Below are 22,391 nucleotides of genomic sequence, written 5' to 3' on the forward strand. Positions count from 1 at the left end.
TCGTTATCTAGTTTTGAAAGAGCAATCTTTCAACAAAATATCTGGTAATTATGGCAGAGAGGTCACACCCGTTCCCATACCGAACACGGAAGTTAAGCTCTTTAGCGCCGATGGTAGTTGGGGGTTTCCCCCTGTGAGAGTAGGACGTTGCCAGGTACATGAGAAAAAGGCTTGCCCCTTGGGGTGAGCCTTTTTTGTTTGGGTTCGAAGAGCCGGATACTAGATTCGGGTGGAATTTGTTTTAGGGGGATATGCTAGGGATGGAGAGGAAGGAGGAGCAAATACTCGATTCGGTTGAACTTTGTTTTTGCGGGGAGAGGTTTTTTGAGGAATACGCTTGGGATAGAGGAAGGAAAAGCGAAGGGGGATACTCGATCCGGCCGGCACCCGCATTCCCGCGAGGCATGTCGATTGTGGAGGAATCGATAATAAAACGGGGGTTTTCGATAACATATGAAGTTTTTCGATAATAAATAGGTTCGGCTTCGATCATCGATACAGAATCCTGATCGTAACGGTAACGCCCAAGAAGGTGGATTCAGCGCGCCGCTGAATCACTTCCGATCATGTTCAATCCTCCTGAAAAGTCGATATCCGCTCATTTTAGTCGATATAAGCTTAGAAATAGCCAATATCCTCTCCAGCTGCGTCCAATGCTGTACCTAAGCGAAGGAATGGATCTCGATTCTCGCCCCAATTCCCTCCTGATGCCTCACCATTTCAGCAGTGTCGATCAAAAATGGGCGAGGTGTAATCAAAAATCCACCATTTCAATCAATCCCTCCTAAATACGGGCGGCCCCTGGCACCCCCCCTAAGTTCCTTCCCATAACGCCAAATCCTCCCGATCGATACCCACCCCATTTGCGCCGATATATCCAAAACTTCTCCGCCCCCATACCAGAATCCCATCGTTTCCCCCCCTTCCATAAAGGGTATAAAAAAAGAATGATTTTTTAAGAATGAAAGTTTGAAGGGGAGAATTAATGGAAACCATGAAGGATATTATCATATCTAAAGAATTTACGATGATGGCCAGAATTATTTTTACGGCTTTCCTATGCGGCTTTATTGGTGCAGAACGTGAATTGAAGGGGCATCCGGCAGGTTTTAGAACTCATTTAATTGTTGGTATAGGGGCATGTTTGCTGATGCTACTTTCTCTTTACGGGTTTGAAGACTACTTGGAGGAGTACCCCAGTACTCAATTTGATCCTTCCCGGATTCCATCCTATGTGATTAGCGGAATTGGCTTCCTGGGGGCTGGGACTATTTTAGTTAAGGGAAGCAGTATCCATGGGCTGACAACCGCTGCGTCCATTTGGATTTCGGCCGGACTGGGACTGGTGATAGGAGCCGGGATGTATATGCTTGCTTGTTTTACGGCAATTGTTGTAGTGATGAGCCTTTCTTTACTGAACCGCGTGCAATGGAGTTTTAATAAAAAGAAAGAAAGGGAAAGAATGAAAATAAAGGTGCAGCCAGAGGAAAGTCTGGAGGAAGTGCTGAGGGCATTGGAGCATAATGACCTGGTTGTGTATAAAATGAGCATAAATAATTCCGGCAATGATCAAAATGAACCGGTTTATATCTTAGAGGTATCAAAAAAGGACGATTGGGATTCGTAATGGAATGCCTCCTCGAATGAAATAGTTGAAAAAAAAGCGCGGACGTCATATATTTATATTAGTCAAATATAGTCAAAGTCAAGTGAGGAGGAGGCTTGATGAGAAACATTTCGGATATTATCGAGCAGTATTTAAAGCAGGTCCTCGATATGAGTGAAGAAGAAATCGTTGAACTGAAGAGAAGCGAGATTGCCGATAAGTTCCAGTGTGTGCCCTCTCAGATTAATTATGTGATTAATACCCGCTTTACTGTCGAACGGGGATATATGGTTGAAAGCAAGCGCGGAGGCGGAGGCTACATCAGGATTATTAAAGTTCAGTCCAACGATGAGGCCCATCTTCTGGATCAGATTTTGGAGCTTGCAGGGGACAGAATTCCGCAGGCATCTGCAGAGGATATTGTTATGAGGCTGGCAGCGGAGCAGGTTATAACTCCGCGTGAAGCTAAGATTATGATAAGTGTGATGGATCGTTCAGTTCTTTATGTAGATTTGCCTTTAAGAGATGAATTACGGTCAAGAATGCTAAAGGCAATGCTGACGTCCCTTAAATATAAATAAACGTAAGGCAGGTGATCCTCATTGATTTGTCAGGAGTGCCATGAAAGACCGGCAACGTTCCATTTCACCAAAGTGGTTAATGGTGAAAAAGCAGAAGTGCATATTTGTGAACACTGTGCGAAAGAGAATAGTAATATGATGGTATTCGGAAGCGACGGCGGCTTTTCTATCAATTCCCTTTTATCAGGACTTCTAAATTTTGAAACGAAGCTTGGAAAGTCTGATGCATCCTCGATGTATCGGGCAGAGGAGGTTCGTCAATGCCCCCGCTGCAAGATGACGTTCCGTGAGTTCGGCAAGGCAGGCAGATTCGGATGTCCGGATTGCTATCGGACATTTCAAAGTGAAATTACGCCTATTTTAAGAAAGGTTCATAGCGGCAACACTGTTCATGGAGGCAAAATCCCTAAGCGCATTGGAGGAAGCATTCATCTCCAAAAGAAAATGGAAGAGCTGAAGAAGCAGATGCAGCATCACATTTCACAGGAGGAATTTGAAAAAGCAGCCGAGCTCAGGGACGAAATTAAAGGGATTGTCAGAAAAATGAATGCGGATAGAGGGGAGGAGGCTTAAGATGTCATTGCAGGATTTTATGAACAATGCAATGAGTGCGTGGATGAGCCAGGAAGGCCCGGACTCAGACATCGTATTGAGCAGCAGAGTGAGACTTGCCCGGAATATAGAGCAGTTCCGCTTTCCAACCTTAGCATCAGAAGAAGAATTCCAGAACATTCTCAAGCTTTTCGAAGAACAGTTTTCAGATCAGACGTTTCCTGATATCGGGTCCTTCGTCCTGCTAAAGATGAGTGAGCTCGAACCCGTGCAAAAGAGGGTATTGGTGGAGAAGCATTTGATTAGTCCGAGTCTGGCAGATGACTCATCCTTCTCCGGATGCCTGCTTTCTGTTAATGAAGAAGTGAGTATCATGGTGAATGAAGAGGACCACATTCGAATACAATGTTTGTTCCCGGGTCTTCAAGTAAAAGAGGCACTTGAAGTGGCAGGGAAGCTTGATGACTGGATTGAAAAAGAAGTAGATTATGCTTTTGATGAGAATAGAGGATATCTGACAAGCTGTCCGACTAACGTAGGCACTGGGATGAGAGCATCTGTAATGATGCATCTTCCTGCACTCGCCTTGACGAAGCAAATGAACCGAATTGTACCGGCAATTAACCAGCTTGGTCTGGTTGTTAGAGGAATTTACGGGGAAGGCAGCGAAGCTTTAGGTAACCTATTCCAAATTTCAAACCAGATCACGCTTGGAAAGTCGGAAGAGGATATAGCCGAGGATCTTCTCAGTGTTGTTCAGCAATTAATTGCCCAGGAACGCTCTGCAAGAGAAGCGGTGCTGCAAGCATCAAAAATTCAGCTTGAGGATCGCATTTATCGGTCGTATGGCATTTTGGCTAACAGCAGGATCATTGAATCGAAAGAAACAGCGAGATGTTTATCCGATGTTAGATTGGGAATTGATATAGGACTAATACAAAACGTTTCCAAAAATATTTTAAATGAACTGATGATTTTAACACAGCCGGGTTTTCTGCAGCAGTATTCAGGTACTGGACTGACACCGGATGAGCGGGATATCCGCAGAGCCGCATTAATTCGTGAACGTTTAAAAATGGAGATAGATGGAGGCTGATAGGTATGATGTTCGGCAGATTTACAGAGAGAGCGCAAAAAGTACTGGCACTGGCTCAGGAAGAAGCCGTTAGACTGGGACATAACAATATTGGAACAGAACATATCCTTCTTGGTCTTGTACGCGAAGGAGAAGGAATTGCTGCAAAAGCTTTGAATGCACTTGGATTGGGTTCAGAGAAAATTCAAAAAGAAGTGGAAAGTCTGATTGGCAGAGGCCAGGATATTTCTCAAACCATCCATTACACTCCGCGTGCCAAAAAGGTCATTGAGCTTTCAATGGATGAAGCGCGCAAGCTTGGTCATTCCTATGTAGGAACAGAGCACATCCTTCTTGGGTTAATCCGCGAAGGTGAAGGAGTAGCAGCTCGAGTACTTAATAATCTGGGTGTAAGTTTAAACAAAGCAAGGCAGCAGGTTCTTCAGCTGCTCGGAAGCAATGAGTCCTCTTCCGGCCATCAGGGCGGAGGGATGGCGAATGCCAATACACCTACTTTAGATAGCCTGGCACGCGATTTAACGGTGATTGCACGCGAAGGAAGCCTTGATCCGGTTATCGGACGCGGGAAGGAAATTCAGCGTGTTATTGAGGTGCTAAGCCGCAGAACGAAGAACAACCCTGTCCTTATCGGGGAACCGGGTGTAGGTAAAACGGCGATTGCTGAAGGCCTTGCCCAGCAAATCGTTCAAAATGAAGTTCCGGAAATTCTTCGGGATAAGCGGGTAATGACACTTGATATGGGTACGGTTGTTGCCGGAACGAAATACCGCGGAGAATTTGAGGACCGCCTGAAAAAAGTGATGGATGAGATTCGCCAGGCAGGCAATATCATTCTTTTCATTGATGAGCTTCATACACTGATCGGTGCAGGCGGAGCAGAGGGAGCCATTGATGCTTCCAACATTCTGAAGCCGTCCCTTGCACGCGGTGAGCTTCAGTGCATCGGTGCTACAACTCTTGATGAATACCGTAAATATATTGAAAAAGATGCAGCGCTTGAAAGACGCTTCCAGCCTATTACAGTGGATGAACCGACTGTAGCGGAAAGTATTCAAATCCTGAGCGGCCTCCGCGACCGCTATGAAGCACATCACCGTGTTTCAATCACAGATGAAGCGATTGATGCAGCGGTTAAGCTTTCCGACCGTTACATCTCGGACCGATTCCTTCCGGATAAAGCAATCGATTTAATTGATGAAGCGGGATCTAAAGTGAGACTGCGTTCCTTCACTACACCTCCTAATTTGAAAGAATTAGAGATGAAGCTTGAAGAAGTAAGAAAAGAAAAGGATGCAGCTGTACAGAGCCAGGAATTTGAAAAAGCTGCTTCTTTACGCGATACAGAGCAAAGACTTCGTGAACAGCTGGATGAAACGAAGAAAACGTGGAAAGAAAAGCAGGGCCAGGAAAATTCTGAAGTGACGGTTGAAGATATTGCAATGGTCGTATCCAACTGGACAGGAGTTCCTGTATCACGCCTTGCCCAGACAGAAACAGATAAGCTTCTGAACATGGAGCAGCTTCTGCACTCCCGTGTAATCGGCCAGGATGAAGCAGTAGTCGCAGTAGCCAAGGCTGTCCGCAGAGCGAGAGCCGGCTTGAAGGATCCTAAGCGTCCAATCGGTTCATTCGTTTTCCTTGGACCAACGGGTGTTGGTAAAACAGAACTTGCACGCGCACTTGCAGAATCCATTTTCGGCGATGAGGATGCGATGATCCGCATCGACATGTCCGAATACATGGAGAAGCATTCAACCTCCCGTCTGGTTGGTTCACCTCCCGGATATGTAGGGTATGAAGAAGGGGGCCAGCTGACTGAGAAGGTTCGCCGCAAGCCATACTCCGTAGTCCTTCTGGATGAGATTGAAAAAGCTCACCCGGACGTCTTTAACATCCTGCTTCAAGTTCTTGAGGACGGCCGTTTGACTGATTCAAAAGGAAGAACTGTTGATTTCAGAAATACCATTCTGATCATGACATCCAACGTAGGAGCAAGCGAACTGAAACGGAATAAATATGTCGGCTTTAACGTTCAGGATGAAAGTCAGAACTACAAAGACATGAAGGGGAAAGTAATGGGCGAGCTGAAAAAAGCGTTCCGTCCTGAATTCATTAACCGGATTGACGAGATTATCGTGTTCCATTCCCTGGAGAAGAAACACTTGAAGGAAATCGTTACACTTATGTCCGGCCAGCTTACTAAACGTCTTGCAGAACAGGACCTATCCCTGTCGCTCACAGATGCTGCCATTGAAAAGATCACAGAGGAAGGCGTAGACCTTGAATATGGGGCGAGACCTCTTCGCAGAGCCATTCAGAAGCATGTAGAGGATCGTTTATCTGAAGAGCTTCTCAGAGGCAATATTGATAAAGGGCAAAGCATTACGCTTGACGTAGAAGGCAACGATTTTGTGGTGAAACAAGCAGAAAAATTAAATCAATAGCATGTTGAAGCAGAGGCATACATTTTATTCCGTATGCCTCGCTTTCTATTTTAAACAGAGCTGGAAAAAAGAGAGGTTGGACCATGGCAAAAACGAAAACGAAATTTATGTGCCAGTCATGCGGCTATGAGTCTGCGAAATGGATGGGGAAATGTCCCGGATGCGGCGCGTGGAATACGATGAACGAAGAAACGTTTAAAACAGGCACCGGAACTGGCTCAAGAAGAGCTGCCTTTCAGCATACCGCTCAGACCGCTCAAAAGGCATCTCCCATAACAAAAATTGAAACATCATCAGAACCGCGCATTATGACAAAAATGAAGGAATTGAACCGTGTCCTTGGCAACGGAATTGTAAAGGGCTCTCTAGTTCTGATCGGGGGAGATCCCGGTATCGGGAAATCCACGCTGCTTCTCCAGGTATCCTCCCAGCTCGCTGATTTGGGTAACCGGGTTCTTTATATTTCCGGGGAGGAATCCGTTAAGCAGACAAAGCTTCGAGCGGACCGCCTTGATGTTTCATCAGATGAGCTGCTCGTTTTAGCTGAAACCGATATGGAATTTATCACGAAAGCCATTGATGAATCCGGGCCGGCTTTTGTCGTTATTGATTCCATTCAAACCGTATATCAGAGCGAGATTACCTCTGCACCTGGAAGTGTTTCGCAAGTAAGGGAATGTACAGCAGAATTGATGAGAATTGCGAAGACGAAGGGAATCGCAATTTTTATCGTAGGCCATGTTACAAAGGAAGGCTCCATAGCGGGTCCGCGTCTGCTTGAGCATATGGTGGATGCTGTTCTGTATTTTGAAGGCGAACGCCATCATACATATCGGATTCTCCGTGCAGTAAAAAACCGCTTCGGTTCCACCAATGAGATGGGTATTTTTGAAATGAAGGAAGCGGGCCTTGCTGAAGTTTTGAATCCATCGGAAATTTTCCTGGAGGAGAGGTCAAAAGGGGCTGCAGGCTCAACAGTTGTTGCATCGATGGAAGGAACGAGGCCTGTCCTCGTCGAAATACAAGCATTAATCTCTCCGACAAGTTTTGGAAATCCAAGGAGGATGGCAACGGGGATTGACCATAACCGGGTGCCGCTTTTGATGGCGGTTCTCGAAAAGCGCGTCGGTCTGCTTCTTCAAAACCAGGATGCCTACTTGAAAGTAGCGGGCGGAGTGAAGCTGGATGAACCGGCAATTGATCTCGCTGTTGCAGTAAGCATTGCTTCGAGCTTCCGCGATGTGCCGACCAATCCGATGGATATCATTATCGGCGAAGTGGGTTTGACTGGAGAGGTGAGAAGAGTTTCAAGAATTGAACAAAGAGTTCAGGAGGCCGCCAAGCTTGGCTTTAAGCGGGTGATTTTGCCTGAAGCCAATATCGGAGGCTGGACGCCGCCTGATGGTATTAAGATAATTGGAGTCAAAAGCGTAGCGGAAGCCTTGCAGCATTCACTGGGGGGATGATCAGCATGTTGGATAAGCAGAAGTCTGCCAGATATTTGAAAGATATTTTGAGATTCATAGCTCCAGGAACACCAATCCGCGAGGGGATTGAGAACGTGCTCAGAGCCAAAACCGGCGGATTGATTGTGTTAGGTTACAATGAAAAAGTAAAGGATCTTGTGGACGGCGGTTTTTATATTCATTCTCCTTTTTCTCCTGCTCATCTGTACGAGCTGGCCAAAATGGACGGCTCCATCATTTTAAGTGATTCAGGACAAAAAATTCTTTTTGCCAATGCCCAGCTCGTGCCCGATTCGTCGATTCCCTCATCTGAGACCGGTATGAGGCACAGGACAGCTGAAAGAGTAGCAAAGCAGTCCGGATGCCTCGTAATTGCGATATCCCAGCGCAGAAATGTCATTACCCTTTACCATGGTGAGCATAAATACTCTCTTAGGGATATCGGGGTCATTTTGGTGAAAGCCAATCAGGCAATCCAGACCCTGGAGAAATACAAAACGGTTTTCGATCAATCGATAGCAAGCCTGAATGCACTGGAGTTTGAAGAGCTTGTGACCTATGGAGAAGTGCTGCATGTTCTCCACCGGATTGAAATGGTGCTTCGGATTAAGAACGAAATCATTACGTATGTGAATGAGCTTGGGACAGAGGGCCGTCTGATCCGCCTTCAGATGAGTGAGCTTGTTACGGATATCGAGGGCGAGACGATGCTGCTTATTAAGGACTACAGCTTGAACCGTCTTCAGGATCCCCGCTCCGTTCTTAAACAGCTTCAGGAATTGGCGAATTTTGATTTGCTGGAAGACTCCGTGCTTTTCAAACTGCTTGGCCATCCTCACTATACAAACACAGAGGAGCAGATTTTGCCGAGGGGCTACCGGATTCTCAGCAAGATTCAGCGTCTGCCCCCATCCATTATTGACAATCTTGTGACAAAGTTTCTCAATCTGAAACTTATCTTTCACGCATCCGTAGAACAGTTGGATGAGGTGGAGGGCATTGGTGAAATAAGAGCGAGAAAAATAAAAGAAGGCCTGAAAAGAATGCAGCAGCAGTCTTTGATTGACCGGTAAGGTTTCTAATTATTTGAAAAAGGGTATTAAAGTTTTGTTTAACCAAATGAAATGTCAGTCTATTTTCATTCTTATTACAAATTTTGAAAATATGACGGCTGAACGTTTTAATTCTTGTATTCTGTTTATAATGGTTAAAAGGAGGTGAAGGTATGTTACAGCGAATCGTTCAAATCTTCTTTCTGATTACAGGAGGAGTATTGGGAATCTTTTTTATGCCCGCATTACTAAAACTTATGAATCTACAGGACATACCTTTTTTGAATACACCGTATACACTCGCGATTTTAGGAGCCGTCATTTTCTTCCTGGCAACTTTCTGGCTTGTGGATTACGCTGTTAATTGGATTAAGAAGTGGGAAGAGTCCCTTGTAAAAGCTCCGGTAACAGATGTACTTTTCGGAAGTCTCGGATTGGTTTTTGGACTCATAATTGCTTTTCTTCTTGTTAATGTTATTCCGTTTAAAGATATTCCGTATCTGTTCAGCACGATCATTCCTGTGTTTCTGACCCTGCTGCTTGGCTATCTAGGATTTCAGGTAGGGTTTAAGAAGAAGGATGAACTGATTGGTCTATTCTCATTGCCGGCCCGCATTAATAAGAAAAAGGGAACCAGTGAAGATGAACCAGAGTATGAGGAGAAGAAGCTGAAAATCCTCGATACAAGCGTCATTATTGACGGGAGAATTGCAGATATCTGCCAGACCGGTTTTCTTGAAGGCACCATTGTCATCCCTCAATTCGTACTTGGAGAGCTTCAGCATATTGCTGATTCATCCGATGTGCTGAAAAGAAACAGAGGCCGCAGGGGTCTTGATATTTTAAACCGCATACAAAAGGAATTGGCTATTAAAGTTGAGATTTACGAAGGCGATTTTGAAGAGATTCAGGAAGTGGACAGCAAGCTTGTAAAACTGGCTAAGCTGACTTCAGGTGTTGTTGTAACCAATGATTTCAACTTGAATAAGGTTTGCGAGCTTCAAAATGTAGCGGTATTCAACATTAATGATTTAGCTAATGCTGTGAAGCCGGTTGTTCTTCCGGGTGAAGAGATGAAGGTACAGGTCATCAAAGACGGGAAAGAACACAATCAGGGCGTAGCTTATTTGGATGATGGAACTATGATTGTCGTAGAAGACGGACGCAATTACATCGGCAAGCACATCGATGTCCTTGTAACATCCGTATTGCAGACTTCTGCAGGACGAATGATTTTTGCCAAACCAAAGCTTCTTGAAAAAGCGCTCTAAATAAGGAGAAACGAAATGAACTATGAAGTTGTCATCCCGGCTGCGGGACAAGGAAAGCGAATGAATGCGGGAAAGAATAAGCAATTTATCGAGCTTGAAGGCAAGCCGGTTATTGCCCATACCCTATCCGTTTTTGAAGCAGACCCTTCCTGTACGGGAATCATCCTCGTGATCAACGAGGCAGAGCGGGACGAATTCATGGACATGATTGAGCGCTATTCCTTTTCCAAAATCAAAAAGATGGCAGGCGGCGGCGCCGAGCGTCAAGAGAGTGTATACAATGGGCTAAAACATGCATCGGAACCGATTGTTTTCATTCATGACGGTGCCAGACCCTTCATCGAGTATCCGATTCTGCAGGAACTTGCAGCAGCAGCCGAGCGGGAGGGTGCTGCTACACTTGCCGTACCTGTTAAAGATACGATTAAGCGGGTGGAACAGGGAGAAGTGCTGGAAACAGTTGAACGATCAAGCTTGTGGGCGGTGCAAACCCCACAGGCTTTTCGTCTTTCTGAGATCCTTCATGCCCATGAAGATGCCGAACTGCACCATTATCAAGGAACAGATGATGCCAGTCTGATTGAAAGACTGGATAAGAAAGTACAAGTTATAACAGGGTCTTATGCTAACCTGAAGCTGACTACACCGGAAGATCTGCTCATTGCAGATGCTATTCTTAAACAAAGGAAAGGGGAAAAACTTCATGATACGAATCGGACAGGGATTTGACGTTCACCAGCTTACAGAGGGGCGGCCTTTAATTATTGGAGGAATCGAAATTCCCTATGAAAAAGGGCTGCTTGGACATTCTGATGCAGATGTTCTGCTTCACACAGTAGCGGATGCTGTCCTTGGAGCGATAGGCGAAGGGGATATCGGCAGGCATTTCCCTGATACAGACCCGGAATTTAAAGATGCGGACTCAGCGAAGCTGCTTCAGTATGTATGGAATCTTGTGAAAGAGAAAGGCTATAAACTCGGAAATGCGGACTGCACAATCATTGCTCAGAAACCAAAAATGGCTCCATATATCGGCCAGATGAGGGATCGAATTGCATTTCTTCTGGAAGCAGACCCTTCCCAAGTGAACGTGAAGGCAACAACCACAGAAAAACTCGGATTCACCGGACGCCAGGAAGGAATTGCAGCACAGGCTGCCGTCCTGCTTATTAAGGAATAATCCGCTTTGTGCGGCATTCCAAATAATGATAAGATAAGGGTATTCATTGCGATTTTAGACATTATTGTGAAAGACAATAAGGGATCTGTGGAGGTAAATAAGAATGACAAGTGAAATTCGTGTGCGCTATGCACCAAGTCCGACCGGACATTTACATATTGGCAATGCAAGAACAGCTTTATTTAATTATCTTTTTGCAAGAAGCCAAAACGGAAAGTTCATCATCCGTATTGAAGATACAGATAAAAAAAGAAACATTGAAGGCGGCGAAGAAAGCCAGCTGAAGCATTTGAAATGGCTTGGCATGGACTGGGATGAAAGCATTGATGTAGGCGGAGAGTACGGGCCTTACCGCCAGTCTGAACGGACAGAAATTTATAAGAAGTATTATGAAGAGCTTCTAGAGAAAGATCTTGCCTACAAATGCTACTGCACAGAGGAAGAGCTTGAGCAGGAGCGCGAAGAGCAGACAGCACGCGGAGAAATGCCGCGCTACTCCGGAAAATGCGCGAATCTGACAGATGAAGAACGCGCGAAGCTTGAGGCAGAGGGACGCCAGCCGAGCATCCGTTTCCGTGTTCCAAAAGCACAGGTTATTAAGTTCAACGATATCGTCAAGGAAGAGGTTTCCTTTGAATCAGATGGAATCGGCGACTTTGTTATCGTGAAAAAGGATGGAACGCCTACTTACAACTTCGCGGTTGCGGCTGATGATCACCTAATGGAAATAACCCACATCCTGCGGGGAGATGATCATATTTCCAATACACCTAAACAAATCATGATTTACGAGGCGCTGGGCTGGGATGTGCCTGTATTCGGCCATATGACGCTGATTGTGAATGAGGGCCGCAAAAAATTGAGCAAGCGGGATGAATCCATTATCCAGTTTATTGAACAATACAAGGATCTAGGGTATTTGCCGGAAGCGCTTTTCAATTTTATTGCCATGCTTGGCTGGTCTCCGGTCGGGGAAGAAGAAATCTTCTCCCGCGAGCAATTCACTGAAATCTTTGATCCAAACCGTCTTTCTGTATCTCCGGCTGTTTTTGACACTCAAAAGCTGACGTGGATGAACAACCAATACATGAAGCAGCTCGATCTTGAAACGGTAACAGAGCTTGCGCTTCCTCACCTTGTAAAAGCAGGAAAAGTGAGCGGGAATCCTTCTGCCGAAGAACTGGATTGGGCGAAAAAGCTGATTGCCCTTTATCAGGAGCAAATGAGCTTTGGAGCTGAAATTGTTGAGCTTTCTGATCTATTCTTTAAGGACGAGCTTGAATACAACCGCGAGGCAAGAAGCGTACTTGATGAAGAGCAGGTGCCGGAAGTAATGGCCGCCTTCAAAGAGGAGCTTGAAAAGCTTGATGCCTTCACCGCGGATGAAATTAAGGCATCAATTAAAGCAGTCCAAAAATCAACAGGCCATAAGGGCAAAAAGCTCTTTATGCCAATCCGTGTTGCGGTTACAGGCCAAACTCATGGTCCTGAGCTCCCTCAATCGATTGAATTAATCGGCAAGGATAAAGTTTTATCTCGTCTTGCAAGTTTAATGCGTTAACATTTTGAATAAAATATAATATAGTATAGATAATATTTTAAAACGTTGAAGAGGATAGTAGAGAACGGAATTCCTTTCCAGAGAAAACCTCCATGGCTGAGAGAGGTTGATGTGAAGCTGTTCTTGAATTGCACCTCCTGAGTCTTTTGCCGAACCGTTCAGTAAGCAAAAGCGTTCGCTCCGCGTTAAGGAGTCTAAAGTTGAGGGCAGGATTTTAAAATCGCCCTAAACAGAGTGGAACCGCGCAAAAAGGCGTCTCTGTCCGTATACAGAGGCGTCTTTTTTTATGCCGAAAAATGAGCGGAATCACGTTCTGGTTCTGCATTCAGGTTTTTGGAGGATGCCGGTTTAACCGAACACCATCGCTTCAAGATGCTTATAAATAAAGGGGAAACAGGAGGGGAGACATTGTTCAAGCTGCTGAAGGAAGATGTAGACGTTGTTTTTGATCAGGATCCGGCCGCACGAAGCTATCTGGAAGTCCTTCTGACCTATTCTGGATTGCATGCCGTATGGGCGCACCGGCTTGCCCATGCATTTTATAAGCGGAAGCTGTATTTTGCGGCAAGGGCTATTTCACAGATCAGCCGTTTCTTTACCGGAATTGAAATTCATCCCGGAGCTAAAATCGGTCGGCGTTTTTTCATTGATCACGGCATGGGGGTCGTGATCGGAGAGACATGTGACATCGGGAACAATGTAACGGTTTTTCAAGGGGTAACGCTGGGCGGAACAGGGAAAGAAAAAGGGAAGCGCCATCCGACAATTATGGATAATGCCCTGATTGCAACAGGAGCAAAAGTTCTCGGTTCGATTACAATAGGAGAGAATTCCAAGATTGGAGCGGGATCAGTCGTCCTTCAGGATGTGCCTGATCATTCAACGGTCGTCGGAATACCTGGGCGCGTCGTGATCCGCAACGGCCAAAAAATAAAACGGGATTTGAATCATACGGATCTTCCGGATCCCGTTTCTGATAAATTTAGAACATTAGAAGCTGAAATACTGAAATTAAAAGCTGAACTTGAAATGGTAAAAGAAGGGAAGAACGAAAATGGGCATCAGGCTTTACAACACGCTGACACGCGCAAAGGAAGAATTTGAACCGCTTGAGGAAGGCAAGGTAAAAATGTATGTGTGCGGTCCGACTGTATACAACTACATTCATATTGGAAACGCCCGGCCGGCTATCGTATATGACACCGTCCGAAAATATCTGGAGTTCCGGGGCTACGACGTCCAATTTGTTTCAAATTTCACAGATGTAGACGATAAACTGATTAAAGCAGCCAATGAACTTGGCGAGGATGTCCCGACAATTGCGGAACGCTTTATCGATGCCTATTTTGAAGATGTAACCGCCCTGGGCTGCAGCCATGCGGATGTTCACCCGCGTGTTACCGAAAACATGGATATCATCATTGAGTTTGTAGAAGCACTGATTGAGAAGGGGTTTGCCTACGAGTCCGGAGGCGATGTTTATTATAAGACCCGTGCCTTTGAAGGGTATGGAAAGCTTTCTCACCAGTCGATTGACGAACTCCGTTCCGGAGCAAGGATCGAGGTTGGCGAGAAGAAACAGGATGCTCTTGATTTCGTCCTGTGGAAAGCAGCTAAAGAAGGTGAAATCTCTTGGGATAGCCCGTGGGGTAAAGGCCGTCCTGGCTGGCATATTGAGTGCTCAGCGATGGCACGCAAATATTTGGGCGACAGCATCGATATTCATGCAGGAGGGCAGGACCTTACCTTCCCGCATCATGAAAATGAAATCGCCCAATCTGAAGCTTTCACAGGAAAACCTTTCGCCAAATACTGGCTTCATAATGGATATATCAACATTGATAATGAAAAAATGTCGAAATCTCTCGGAAACTTTGTCCTGGTGCACGATATCATCAAAGAATACGATCCGCAGCTGCTCAGGTTCTTCATGCTTTCCGTACATTACCGTCATCCGATTAACTATTCGGCGGAATTGCTTGAGAACACGAAAAATGCATTTGAGCGCCTTAAAACGTCTTATGCCAACCTGAAGCACCGCAAAGAGAGCAGTGCGAATCTTACCGGGGATAACAGTGAATGGCTCCTTAAAACAAAGGACCTGCGCGAAACCTTTATTAAGGAAATGGACGATGACTTTAACACGGCGAATGGCATCTCTGTCCTATTCGATCTAGCGAAGCTGTCAAACTATTACCTGAAGGAAACGAATACATCCGAGGAAGTCATTGATGCGCTTCTTATGGAATTCAATTCGTTAGCTGAAGTAATTGGGATATCATTTGGTGAACAGGGACTGCTTGACGAAGAGATTGATGCGCTGATTCAAAAACGGATCCAGGCCCGGGCAGATCGTGATTTTGCTTTATCCGATCAAATACGCGACCAGCTAAAAGAAATGAACATCATTTTGGAAGATACAGCGCAAGGAACCAGATGGAAAAGAGGATAACGGAATGCTTGAGCTAGAAAAGATAAAAAACGCGAGGCAGCTGAACAGCCTTGCCCTTGCCTATATAGGAGATGCCGTATATGAAGTATACATACGGCATCACCTTCTTGCTAAGGGACTGGGACGGCCGAACGATTTACACCGCTATGCGAAGGCTTTTGTATCAGCAAAAGCGCAGGCAGAGGCATTAAAAGTTATGAGTGAAGCAGCTTTCTTTTCAGAGGAGGAGCTGGAAGTCCTCCGGCGGGGAAGGAACGCGAAATCTGGCACTGTGCCTAAGAATACAGATATGATGACGTATAAATACAGTACCTCCTTTGAGGCGCTGATCGGATTCCTGTTCTTAGAAAAAAAAGAAGGCAGGCTGCACGAAATTGCTGAAGAAGCCATTAAATTACTGGAAGAGAGGAGGCACAAATGATGAATCATGAAGATTACATTATCGGGCGGAACCCGGTGCTTGAAGCATTAAGGTCAGAGCGGGAAATCAACAAATTGTGGATGGCAGAGAATTCTGTTAAAGGATCAGCCCTTCAAATCACAGGTATCGCGAAAGAAAGAGGCATCATCATCCAAACAGTGCCGAAAAGAAAGCTTGATCAAATGGTAGAAGGAAACCACCAGGGGTTTGTGGCGCAAGTTGCGGCCTATGAGTATGCCGAAATAGATGACATCCTCAAAGCGGCTGAAGAAAAGGGAGAGGCTCCATTTGTCCTGATCCTGGACGAGCTTGAGGATCCGCATAACCTTGGATCGATCATGAGAACTGCAGATGCAGTTGGCGCTCACGGCATCATCATTCCGAAACGGAGAGCGGTCGGCCTGACGGCAACTGTAGCAAAGGCTTCAACAGGAGCCATTGAATATGTGCCCGTTGCAAGAGTAACGAACCTTGCCCGCGCCATTGAAGAACTAAAAGAAAAGGGAGTATGGATTGCCGGAACAGATGCGAAAGGTTCGGATGATTACCGGACATTGGACGGTACCATGCCGATTGGTCTTGTCATTGGAAGTGAAGGAAAAGGAGTCAGCCGCCTGGTGAAGGAAAAGTGCGATTTTCTGGTTAACCTTCCTATGGCTGGACATGTTACTTCTCTGAATGCTTCTGTCGCAGCAAGCCTGCTGATGTACGAGGTATTCAGGAAGCGTCATCCGCTAGGGAGCTAACGGAAATGAACATTCTGCTCGTGGATGGATACAACATCATCGGTGCCTGGCCTGAGCTAAGAGTCTTAAAAAAAGACTACTTTGAACAGGCCAGAGATCTTCTCATTCAAAAAATGGCGGAATACCAGGCTTTCACCAAATACAGGGTTATCATCGTCTTTGATGCACACCTTGTTAAAGGAATTGAAAAGAAACACAGAAATTATCGGGTAGAAGTGATTTTTACGAAAGAAAATGAAACGGCTGATGAAAGAATCGAAAAGCTTGCTTCTGAACTGAATGATATCCGGACACAAATCCATGTAGCCACTTCGGACTATACAGAACAATGGGCCATTTTTGGGCAGGGGGCCTTGCGCAAATCGGCAAGAGAGCTGCTGAACGAAATGGAAGCGATCGAAAAAAGCATCAAGAAAAAAGTGAAGCGCATGGAAAATGAACGGCCTCCTTCGAAAATTTCTTTGTCGGAAGATGTCATAAAAACCTTTGAGAAATGGCGTCGCGGAGACCTGTAATCATATTGCGGTTCCAAATTTTGTGCTGTATAATATGGCTATCTATGTGCGGTCGGGGGGATCGGCTTGAATACACAAATCAGCAAGGGGTATCTCAGCAAGGAAGAATTTCAGTTTCTGGATGATGAGCAGATTGTAGAGTTAGTTCATAATGGAGATAGTGATGCACTGGATTATTTGATTACAAAGTACCGTAATTTTGTCAGGGCCAAAGCAAGATCTTACTTTCTAATCGGTGCTGACAGGGAAGATATCGTTCAGGAAGGCATGATTGGGCTTTATAAAGCCATTCGTGACTTTAAGGAGGACAAGCTTACCTCATTCAAAGCTTTTGCAGAACTGTGCATTACCCGCCAAATCATTACCGCTATCAAAACAGCAACCCGCCAAAAACACATTCCGCTTAACTCCTATGTTTCTCTGGACAAGCCTATTTATGATGACGAATCGGACCGGACATTGATGGATGTCATTTCCGGAGCCAAGATTATGAATCCTGAAGAGCTGTTTATCAATCAGGAAGAGTTTGATGATATTGAAGTAAAGATGGCTGAGCTATTGAGCGATCTTGAAAGAAAAGTGCTGTCTCTTTATCTGGACGGAAGGTCCTATCAGGAGATTTCTGAAGAACTGAACCGCCACGTTAAGTCAATTGACAATGCCCTTCAGCGGGTGAAAAGAAAGCTGGAAAGATATTTGGAACTGCGCGAACTCAGCATGTGACAAATTCGATCCTTTATTGACAGGAAAAACCACGCTATGATACATTTTGTAGGAATATGAAACATGGCGGAAGGTGTCCAGCATGCGAAAAAAAGTAGTTTTAGGCTGTACAGAATGCGGCAGCCGCAACTATACAACGATGAAAAGCACTTCTAACACAACAGAGCGCTTGGAAATGAAGAAATTCTGCGGTACGTGCAATGCACATACGAATCACCGCGAAACGAAATAGGACTTATATCACTCTTGCCAGTTTTTATTTTCCATCGCCTGACAGGCAAAGCTACAAATCGAAGGTCCGACCGGAGCCTGCCATCCTCTTTCAAATTAGAAAGAAAGCCGGAAAGGCCATTTGAGCATTTTCTTTATTTTTGGAGGTAACGAAATGGGACGTATTACTAATTTCTTCGGGGATGTCGGTCGTGAAATGAAAAAAGTAAGCTGGCCAAAAGGCAAAGAGCTTACTAGATATACGATCGTTGTTATCGCAACCGTTGTCTTCGCAGCTGTGTTTTTCGCAGTCGTAGACTTGGGCATTTCTGAGCTAGTTCGATTAATTGTTGGCTGATTGTTGAATAAAACTGGATTTTCCGTGTTATAATAAATGATAATCCACAGCTTTGTTCGAAAAGACCCGTTCAGCGGGTTTTTTAATTTGCAAAAAAGTTGCGCTGCCTGTTTACATATGGGACAAGCACAGCAGATTCATCATATAAAACTGATTAATGCGGGGAGGGAAGGACAAAGGTCCTGACTGTATGGAGAAAAATTGGTATGTTGTTCACACGTATTCCGGATACGAAAATAAGGTAAAAGCGAATCTTGAAAAGCGTGTTGAATCAATGGCAATGCAAGACAAGATTTTCAGAGTCGTAGTTCCTGAAGAGGAAGAAACAGATATTAAGAATGGCAAAAAGAAAGTTGTAAAGAAAAAGGTGTTCCCTGGGTATGTATTGGTTGAAATCGTTATGACAGACGATTCCTGGTATGTGGTCCGGAATACACCAGGCGTAACAGGTTTCGTCGGCTCTGCCGGTTCCGGTTCAAAACCGACCGCTCTTCTTCCTGAAGAAGTAGAAGTCATTCTAAAGCGTATGGGTATGGATGAGCGCCGTGTAGAAATCGACTTTGAAATGAAAGAAACCGTTAAAGTAATTGAGGGGCCATTTGCAAACTTTACAGGTGTCATTGAAGACATCGATCATGACAAGCAAAAGGTTAAAGTTCTTGTGAACATGTTCGGCCGTGAAACACCTGTTGAACTTGAATTCTCTCAAGTGGATAAATTATAATCAGAAAATAACTTGAAATAGATTGGGAAAAGTGATAATATTTCATAAGTCAGTGTGTCTCACTCAAAGTGGGACAGATAACTTGATTTTATTCCTAATCATTCACATAAAGAATGAGGTTATGAGTGGGAGGGCAAGGCCCTATTACCACATCACGGACTTAAGGAGGTGTGTCTCGTGGCTAAAAAAGTTATTAAAATGGTTAAATTGCAAATTCCTGCCGGCAAAGCGAATCCGGCTCCTCCAGTAGGTCCCGCATTGGGTCAGGCTGGTGTGAATATCATGGGATTCTGTAAGGAATTTAACGCACGCACAGCTGAACAAGCTGGGTTGATTATCCCAGTTGAAATCACTGTTTTTGAAGATCGTTCCTTCACATTTATTACAAAAACTCCGCCTGCTGCTGTATTGCTTAAGAAAGCAGCTGGAATTGAGTCTGGTTCTGGTGAACCAAACCGTAATAAAGTGGCTACTGTAAAGCGTGACAAAGTACGTGAAATCGCTGAAACAAAAATGCCTGACTTAAACGCAGCAAGCGTTGAAGCGGCTATGTTGATGGTTGAAGGTACTGCGCGCAGCATGGGAATTGTGATCGAAGACTAATTGATGATGCTTAAGGGTTGCGGGTTTGGATTAACAAGTTCGCAGCCTTTATTCTCGTTTACAGATTTGTGACCTGGATGGATCTGGCTGAAAATGCCCCATCCGAACGCACTGGCCAGGGTTTCCCGGACAGCTGCGCTTTTACCTGTGGGAGGTTATTTCCGCTAAAACCACATAAGGAGGACATTTAAAATGGCTAAAAAAGGCAAGAAATATGTAGAAGCTGCAAAGCTTGTAGACCGTTCTAAAGCATACCCTGTTACAGAGGCTGTCGAACTGGCTAAGAAAACAAACACTGCAAAGTTTGACGCAACAGTTGAGGTTGCTTTCCGTCTTGGAGTAGACCCTCGTAAAAACGACCAGCAAATCCGCGGAGCAGTTGTGCTTCCAAACGGAACTGGTAAAACTCAAAAGGTTTTGGTTTTCGCTAAAGGCGAAAAAGCGAAAGAAGCAGAAGCTGCAGGAGCAGATTATGTTGGAGACTCCGAATTCATCACGAAAATTCAGCAAGGCTGGTTTGAGTTTGATGTAATCGTTGCTACTCCTGACATGATGGGTGAAGTAGGTAAGCTTGGACGCGTATTGGGACCTAAAGGCCTAATGCCGAACCCGAAAACTGGAACTGTAACTTTTGAAGTTGAAAGAGCTGTTAATGAAATCAAAGCTGGTAAAGTTGAATACCGCGTAGATAAAGCTGGTATCATCCACGTACCGATCGGTAAAGTTTCATTCGAAGACAACAAGCTTGTTGAAAACTTCAGAACAATCTTTGACACATTGCTTAAAGCAAAACCAGCGGCTGCAAAAGGCACTTACATGAAGAGTGTTGCAGTAACGTCCACTATGGGCCCTGGAGTTAAAGTTGATTCCTCTAGCTTCTCTGTAAAATAATTATTGACTTCTTATGGAAGTTCGTATATAATTCATTTTGTTATTAAAACGATAACTCAATAAGAGATTTATACCGCAGACAGCAGGTGCCGATCTGGCTTAATTTCCTGCCGAGGTGTGACCATATTGTACAGACTAGCATTTGATTGCTTTGTATAAACGGCGCCTCCATGTCTAGCATGGAGGCTTTTTCATGCGAACACAAACGGTATAATGTCAATCATTCTACAGGAGGTGTAACAATGAGCAGCATTATCGAAACAAAGAAACAAATCGTTGATGAAATCACAACTAAATTCCGCGACAGCAAATCTACAATCGTAGTTGACTACCGCGGACTGACAGTAGGTCAGGTGACTGAACTTCGTAAAACTCTTCGTGAAGCTGGCGTAGAATTCAAAGTTTACAAAAACACGATGACTCGCCGTGCGGTTGAACAAGCTGAGCTTACGGAACTTAACGACGCTCTAACTGGACCGAATGCGATCGCATTCAGCACAGAAGACGTAGTAGCTCCTGCAAAAGTCTTGAACGACTTCGCGAAAAAGAACGAAGCTTTGGAAATCAAAGCTGGTGTTGTTGAAGGTAACGTAGTATCTGCTGAGGAAATCAAAGCTCTTGCTGAACTTCCTTCACGCGAAGGCTTGCTTTCTATGTTGCTTAGCGTTCTTCAAGCTCCAATCCGCAACCTGGCTCTTGTCAGCAAAGCTGTTGCTGAGCAAAAAGAAGAACAAGGCGCTTAAGCCCGTATTACTATAAAAAAACTGATTGAAAAATAAGGAGGAAAATATAATGTCTAAAGAACAAATCATTGAAGCTGTCAAAAGCATGACAGTTCTAGAACTAAACGATCTTGTTAAAGCTATCGAAGAAGAATTTGGTGTTACTGCTGCTGCTCCTGTTGCTATGATGGGTGGAGCTGGAGCTGGCGAAGCTGCTGCTGAGCAAACTGAATTCGATCTTATTCTTGCATCTGCTGGAGCTTCAAAAATCAAGGTTATCAAAGTGGTTCGTGAAATCACAGGTCTTGGACTTAAAGAAGCAAAAGAAATGGTTGACAATGCACCAAAACCAATTAAAGAAGGCATTGCTAAAGAAGAAGCTGAAGAGCTTAAAGCTAAACTTGAAGAAGTTGGCGCTGGCGTAGAAATTAAGTAATTCCTTTCTATATAAGAAAAAGCCCGCTGCTGAAAGCGGGCTTTTTTCTTCCTAAGAAGGCAACATCCTTATTAGAGCGCGGGCTAATTTATGGCAAGCAGCTTCCCCTAAATGATAGAATAAACTCCCAGCTCCTAAAAGGAGGTAACATGATGAGTGATCATTACTACTCTGAGAATCCTACTGTTCAAAGCAATAAGAAAAGCTGGACCTATGATCTGGCTGGCCATTCCTTTACCTTTCGAAGTGATTCAGGTGTATTTTCAAAAAATGAAGTTGATTTCGGATCAAAAGTGCTGATCGAGGCTTTTGAAATGCCGGAAGCAGACGGGAAAATTCTGGATATGGGTTGCGGCTACGGCCCAATAGGCCTCGCGCTTGCGAAAAAATGGCCAAACCGCGATGTAGACATGGCTGATATTAATTCCAGAGCCGTTGAACTTGCGAAAGAAAATGCGGAACTAAATCAAATTTCAAATGCCGAAATTTTTCAAAGCAATTTGTTCGAGCATGTAAAAGGAAAAGAATATGCAGCGATCCTGACAAACCCGCCTATCAGAGCCGGGAAGAGTGTGGTTCATGAAATTCTTGAAAAAAGCTATGAATATCTTCGCGCCGGCGGAGAACTCTGGGTTGTGATTCAGAAAAAACAGGGAGCTCCATCTGCAGCTGCAAAACTGGAAGAGCATTTTGATGAAGTAGACGTCGTGCAGAAGAAAAAAGGCTACTATATTATAAGGGCTAAAAAAGATTGACTCGTATTTTTTGGCATGTTAATATT

Annotated in this window: 26 protein-coding genes, 1 rRNA gene and 2 other annotated features; of the genes, 26 read left to right on the plus strand and 1 reads right to left on the minus strand. The window is 44.7% G+C overall.

Going from position 1 to position 22,391, the window contains the following annotated elements; genetic code table 11:
- Positions 1-40: 40 nt before the first annotated feature.
- Positions 41-156 (plus strand): 5S ribosomal RNA (rrf, locus tag J9317_RS00585).
- Between the two features lie 614 nt (positions 157-770).
- Here rrf and J9317_RS00590 read toward each other — a convergent pair.
- On the minus strand, positions 771-911 hold the full coding sequence (locus J9317_RS00590; RefSeq protein WP_211555688.1) for a hypothetical protein: 141 nt from the start codon (positions 909-911) through the stop codon (positions 771-773).
- Positions 912-985: 74 nt separating this feature from the next.
- Here J9317_RS00590 and J9317_RS00595 point away from each other — a divergent pair, with 74 nt between their 5' ends.
- The 25 genes from J9317_RS00595 to J9317_RS00715 all read left to right on the plus strand — a co-directional run bounded on the left by J9317_RS00595 (position 986) and on the right by J9317_RS00715 (position 22,365).
- Complete coding sequence (locus J9317_RS00595) at positions 986-1,627, plus strand: MgtC/SapB family protein (RefSeq protein WP_249291932.1); 642 nt, start codon at positions 986-988, stop codon at positions 1,625-1,627.
- A gap of 98 nt (positions 1,628-1,725) precedes the next feature.
- On the plus strand, positions 1,726-2,187 hold the full coding sequence (locus J9317_RS00600) for a CtsR family transcriptional regulator (protein WP_211555691.1): 462 nt from the start codon (positions 1,726-1,728) through the stop codon (positions 2,185-2,187).
- A 21-nt stretch (positions 2,188-2,208) separates the two neighbouring features.
- Positions 2,209-2,760 (plus strand): protein-arginine kinase activator protein McsA, encoded by a 552-nt coding sequence (mcsA, locus tag J9317_RS00605; RefSeq protein ID WP_211555693.1) that lies wholly within the window; start codon positions 2,209-2,211, stop codon positions 2,758-2,760.
- Between the two features lies 1 nt (position 2,761).
- Positions 2,762-3,835, plus strand: coding sequence for a protein-arginine kinase McsB (gene mcsB / locus J9317_RS00610; protein ID WP_211555695.1), 1,074 nt, complete (start codon positions 2,762-2,764; stop codon positions 3,833-3,835).
- A gap of 5 nt (positions 3,836-3,840) precedes the next feature.
- Complete coding sequence (clpC, locus tag J9317_RS00615) at positions 3,841-6,279, plus strand: ATP-dependent protease ATP-binding subunit ClpC (RefSeq protein WP_211555697.1); 2,439 nt, start codon at positions 3,841-3,843, stop codon at positions 6,277-6,279.
- Positions 6,280-6,362: 83 nt separating this feature from the next.
- Positions 6,363-7,745, plus strand: coding sequence for a DNA repair protein RadA (radA, locus tag J9317_RS00620; RefSeq protein ID WP_211555699.1), 1,383 nt, complete (start codon positions 6,363-6,365; stop codon positions 7,743-7,745).
- A gap of 5 nt (positions 7,746-7,750) precedes the next feature.
- Positions 7,751-8,818 carry a DNA integrity scanning diadenylate cyclase DisA gene (gene disA, locus J9317_RS00625; protein WP_035406713.1) on the plus strand — a complete coding sequence of 356 codons (1,068 nt, stop codon included), beginning with the start codon at positions 7,751-7,753 and terminating at the stop codon, positions 8,816-8,818.
- A 152-nt stretch (positions 8,819-8,970) separates the two neighbouring features.
- Positions 8,971-10,068, plus strand: a complete 1,098-nt coding sequence (locus J9317_RS00630; RefSeq protein WP_211555701.1) for a PIN/TRAM domain-containing protein — start codon at positions 8,971-8,973, stop codon at positions 10,066-10,068.
- A gap of 15 nt (positions 10,069-10,083) precedes the next feature.
- On the plus strand, positions 10,084-10,797 hold the full coding sequence (gene ispD / locus J9317_RS00635) for a 2-C-methyl-D-erythritol 4-phosphate cytidylyltransferase (RefSeq protein WP_211555703.1): 714 nt from the start codon (positions 10,084-10,086) through the stop codon (positions 10,795-10,797).
- Entirely contained in the window at positions 10,772-11,248 is a 477-nt protein-coding gene (gene ispF, locus J9317_RS00640) for a 2-C-methyl-D-erythritol 2,4-cyclodiphosphate synthase (RefSeq protein WP_211555705.1), read from the plus strand. Before ispD ends, ispF begins: the two co-directional genes overlap by 26 nt.
- 103 nt (positions 11,249-11,351) lie before the next feature.
- The gene (gene gltX / locus J9317_RS00645; RefSeq protein WP_211555707.1) at positions 11,352-12,809 is read left to right on the plus strand and encodes a glutamate--tRNA ligase; all 1,458 of its coding nucleotides are present in this window, start codon (positions 11,352-11,354) and stop codon (positions 12,807-12,809) included.
- Between the two features lie 36 nt (positions 12,810-12,845).
- Positions 12,846-13,072 (plus strand) — a binding site (T-box leader).
- 109 nt (positions 13,073-13,181) lie between these two features.
- Positions 13,182-13,913 (plus strand): serine O-acetyltransferase, encoded by a 732-nt coding sequence (gene cysE, locus J9317_RS00650; RefSeq protein ID WP_211562015.1) that lies wholly within the window; start codon positions 13,182-13,184, stop codon positions 13,911-13,913.
- The gene (gene cysS / locus J9317_RS00655) at positions 13,864-15,261 is read left to right on the plus strand and encodes a cysteine--tRNA ligase (protein ID WP_211555709.1); all 1,398 of its coding nucleotides are present in this window, start codon (positions 13,864-13,866) and stop codon (positions 15,259-15,261) included. The genes cysE and cysS overlap by 50 nt, the downstream gene beginning before the upstream one ends.
- Before the next feature lie 4 nt (positions 15,262-15,265).
- Complete coding sequence (locus J9317_RS00660) at positions 15,266-15,682, plus strand: Mini-ribonuclease 3 (protein ID WP_211555711.1); 417 nt, start codon at positions 15,266-15,268, stop codon at positions 15,680-15,682.
- Entirely contained in the window at positions 15,682-16,428 is a 747-nt protein-coding gene (rlmB, locus tag J9317_RS00665) for a 23S rRNA (guanosine(2251)-2'-O)-methyltransferase RlmB (RefSeq protein WP_211562016.1), read from the plus strand. Before J9317_RS00660 ends, rlmB begins: the two co-directional genes overlap by 1 nt.
- A gap of 5 nt (positions 16,429-16,433) precedes the next feature.
- Entirely contained in the window at positions 16,434-16,943 is a 510-nt protein-coding gene (locus J9317_RS00670) for an NYN domain-containing protein (protein ID WP_211555713.1), read from the plus strand.
- Between the two features lie 66 nt (positions 16,944-17,009).
- The gene (gene sigH, locus J9317_RS00675; RefSeq protein WP_211555715.1) at positions 17,010-17,666 is read left to right on the plus strand and encodes an RNA polymerase sporulation sigma factor SigH; all 657 of its coding nucleotides are present in this window, start codon (positions 17,010-17,012) and stop codon (positions 17,664-17,666) included.
- Between the two features lie 82 nt (positions 17,667-17,748).
- Positions 17,749-17,898 (plus strand): 50S ribosomal protein L33, encoded by a 150-nt coding sequence (gene rpmG, locus J9317_RS00680; RefSeq protein WP_035406742.1) that lies wholly within the window; start codon positions 17,749-17,751, stop codon positions 17,896-17,898.
- 153 nt (positions 17,899-18,051) lie between these two features.
- Entirely contained in the window at positions 18,052-18,234 is a 183-nt protein-coding gene (gene secE, locus J9317_RS00685; RefSeq protein ID WP_035406745.1) for a preprotein translocase subunit SecE, read from the plus strand.
- A gap of 190 nt (positions 18,235-18,424) precedes the next feature.
- Positions 18,425-18,958 carry a transcription termination/antitermination protein NusG gene (gene nusG, locus J9317_RS00690; RefSeq protein ID WP_211555716.1) on the plus strand — a complete coding sequence of 178 codons (534 nt, stop codon included), beginning with the start codon at positions 18,425-18,427 and terminating at the stop codon, positions 18,956-18,958.
- A 177-nt stretch (positions 18,959-19,135) separates the two neighbouring features.
- Entirely contained in the window at positions 19,136-19,561 is a 426-nt protein-coding gene (rplK, locus tag J9317_RS00695; protein ID WP_035406751.1) for a 50S ribosomal protein L11, read from the plus strand.
- A gap of 192 nt (positions 19,562-19,753) precedes the next feature.
- Positions 19,754-20,452: a 50S ribosomal protein L1 gene (rplA, locus tag J9317_RS00700; RefSeq protein WP_211555718.1), complete on the plus strand. Its 699-nt coding sequence runs from the start codon at positions 19,754-19,756 to the stop codon at positions 20,450-20,452.
- A gap of 55 nt (positions 20,453-20,507) precedes the next feature.
- Positions 20,508-20,654: a sequence feature (ribosomal protein L10 leader region), on the plus strand.
- Between the two features lie 40 nt (positions 20,655-20,694).
- A complete protein-coding gene (gene rplJ / locus J9317_RS00705) occupies positions 20,695-21,195 on the plus strand; it encodes a 50S ribosomal protein L10 (protein ID WP_035406758.1) in 501 nt (166 codons plus the stop codon).
- A 49-nt stretch (positions 21,196-21,244) separates the two neighbouring features.
- On the plus strand, positions 21,245-21,610 hold the full coding sequence (gene rplL / locus J9317_RS00710) for a 50S ribosomal protein L7/L12 (RefSeq protein WP_211555720.1): 366 nt from the start codon (positions 21,245-21,247) through the stop codon (positions 21,608-21,610).
- A gap of 152 nt (positions 21,611-21,762) precedes the next feature.
- Entirely contained in the window at positions 21,763-22,365 is a 603-nt protein-coding gene (locus tag J9317_RS00715; RefSeq protein WP_211555722.1) for a class I SAM-dependent methyltransferase, read from the plus strand.
- The last annotated feature ends 26 nt before the right edge of the window (positions 22,366-22,391 follow it).

It is taken from the genome of Metabacillus flavus (assembly GCF_018283675.1).
Taxonomy (GTDB): Bacteria; Bacillota; Bacilli; order Bacillales; family Bacillaceae; genus Metabacillus_B; species Metabacillus_B flavus.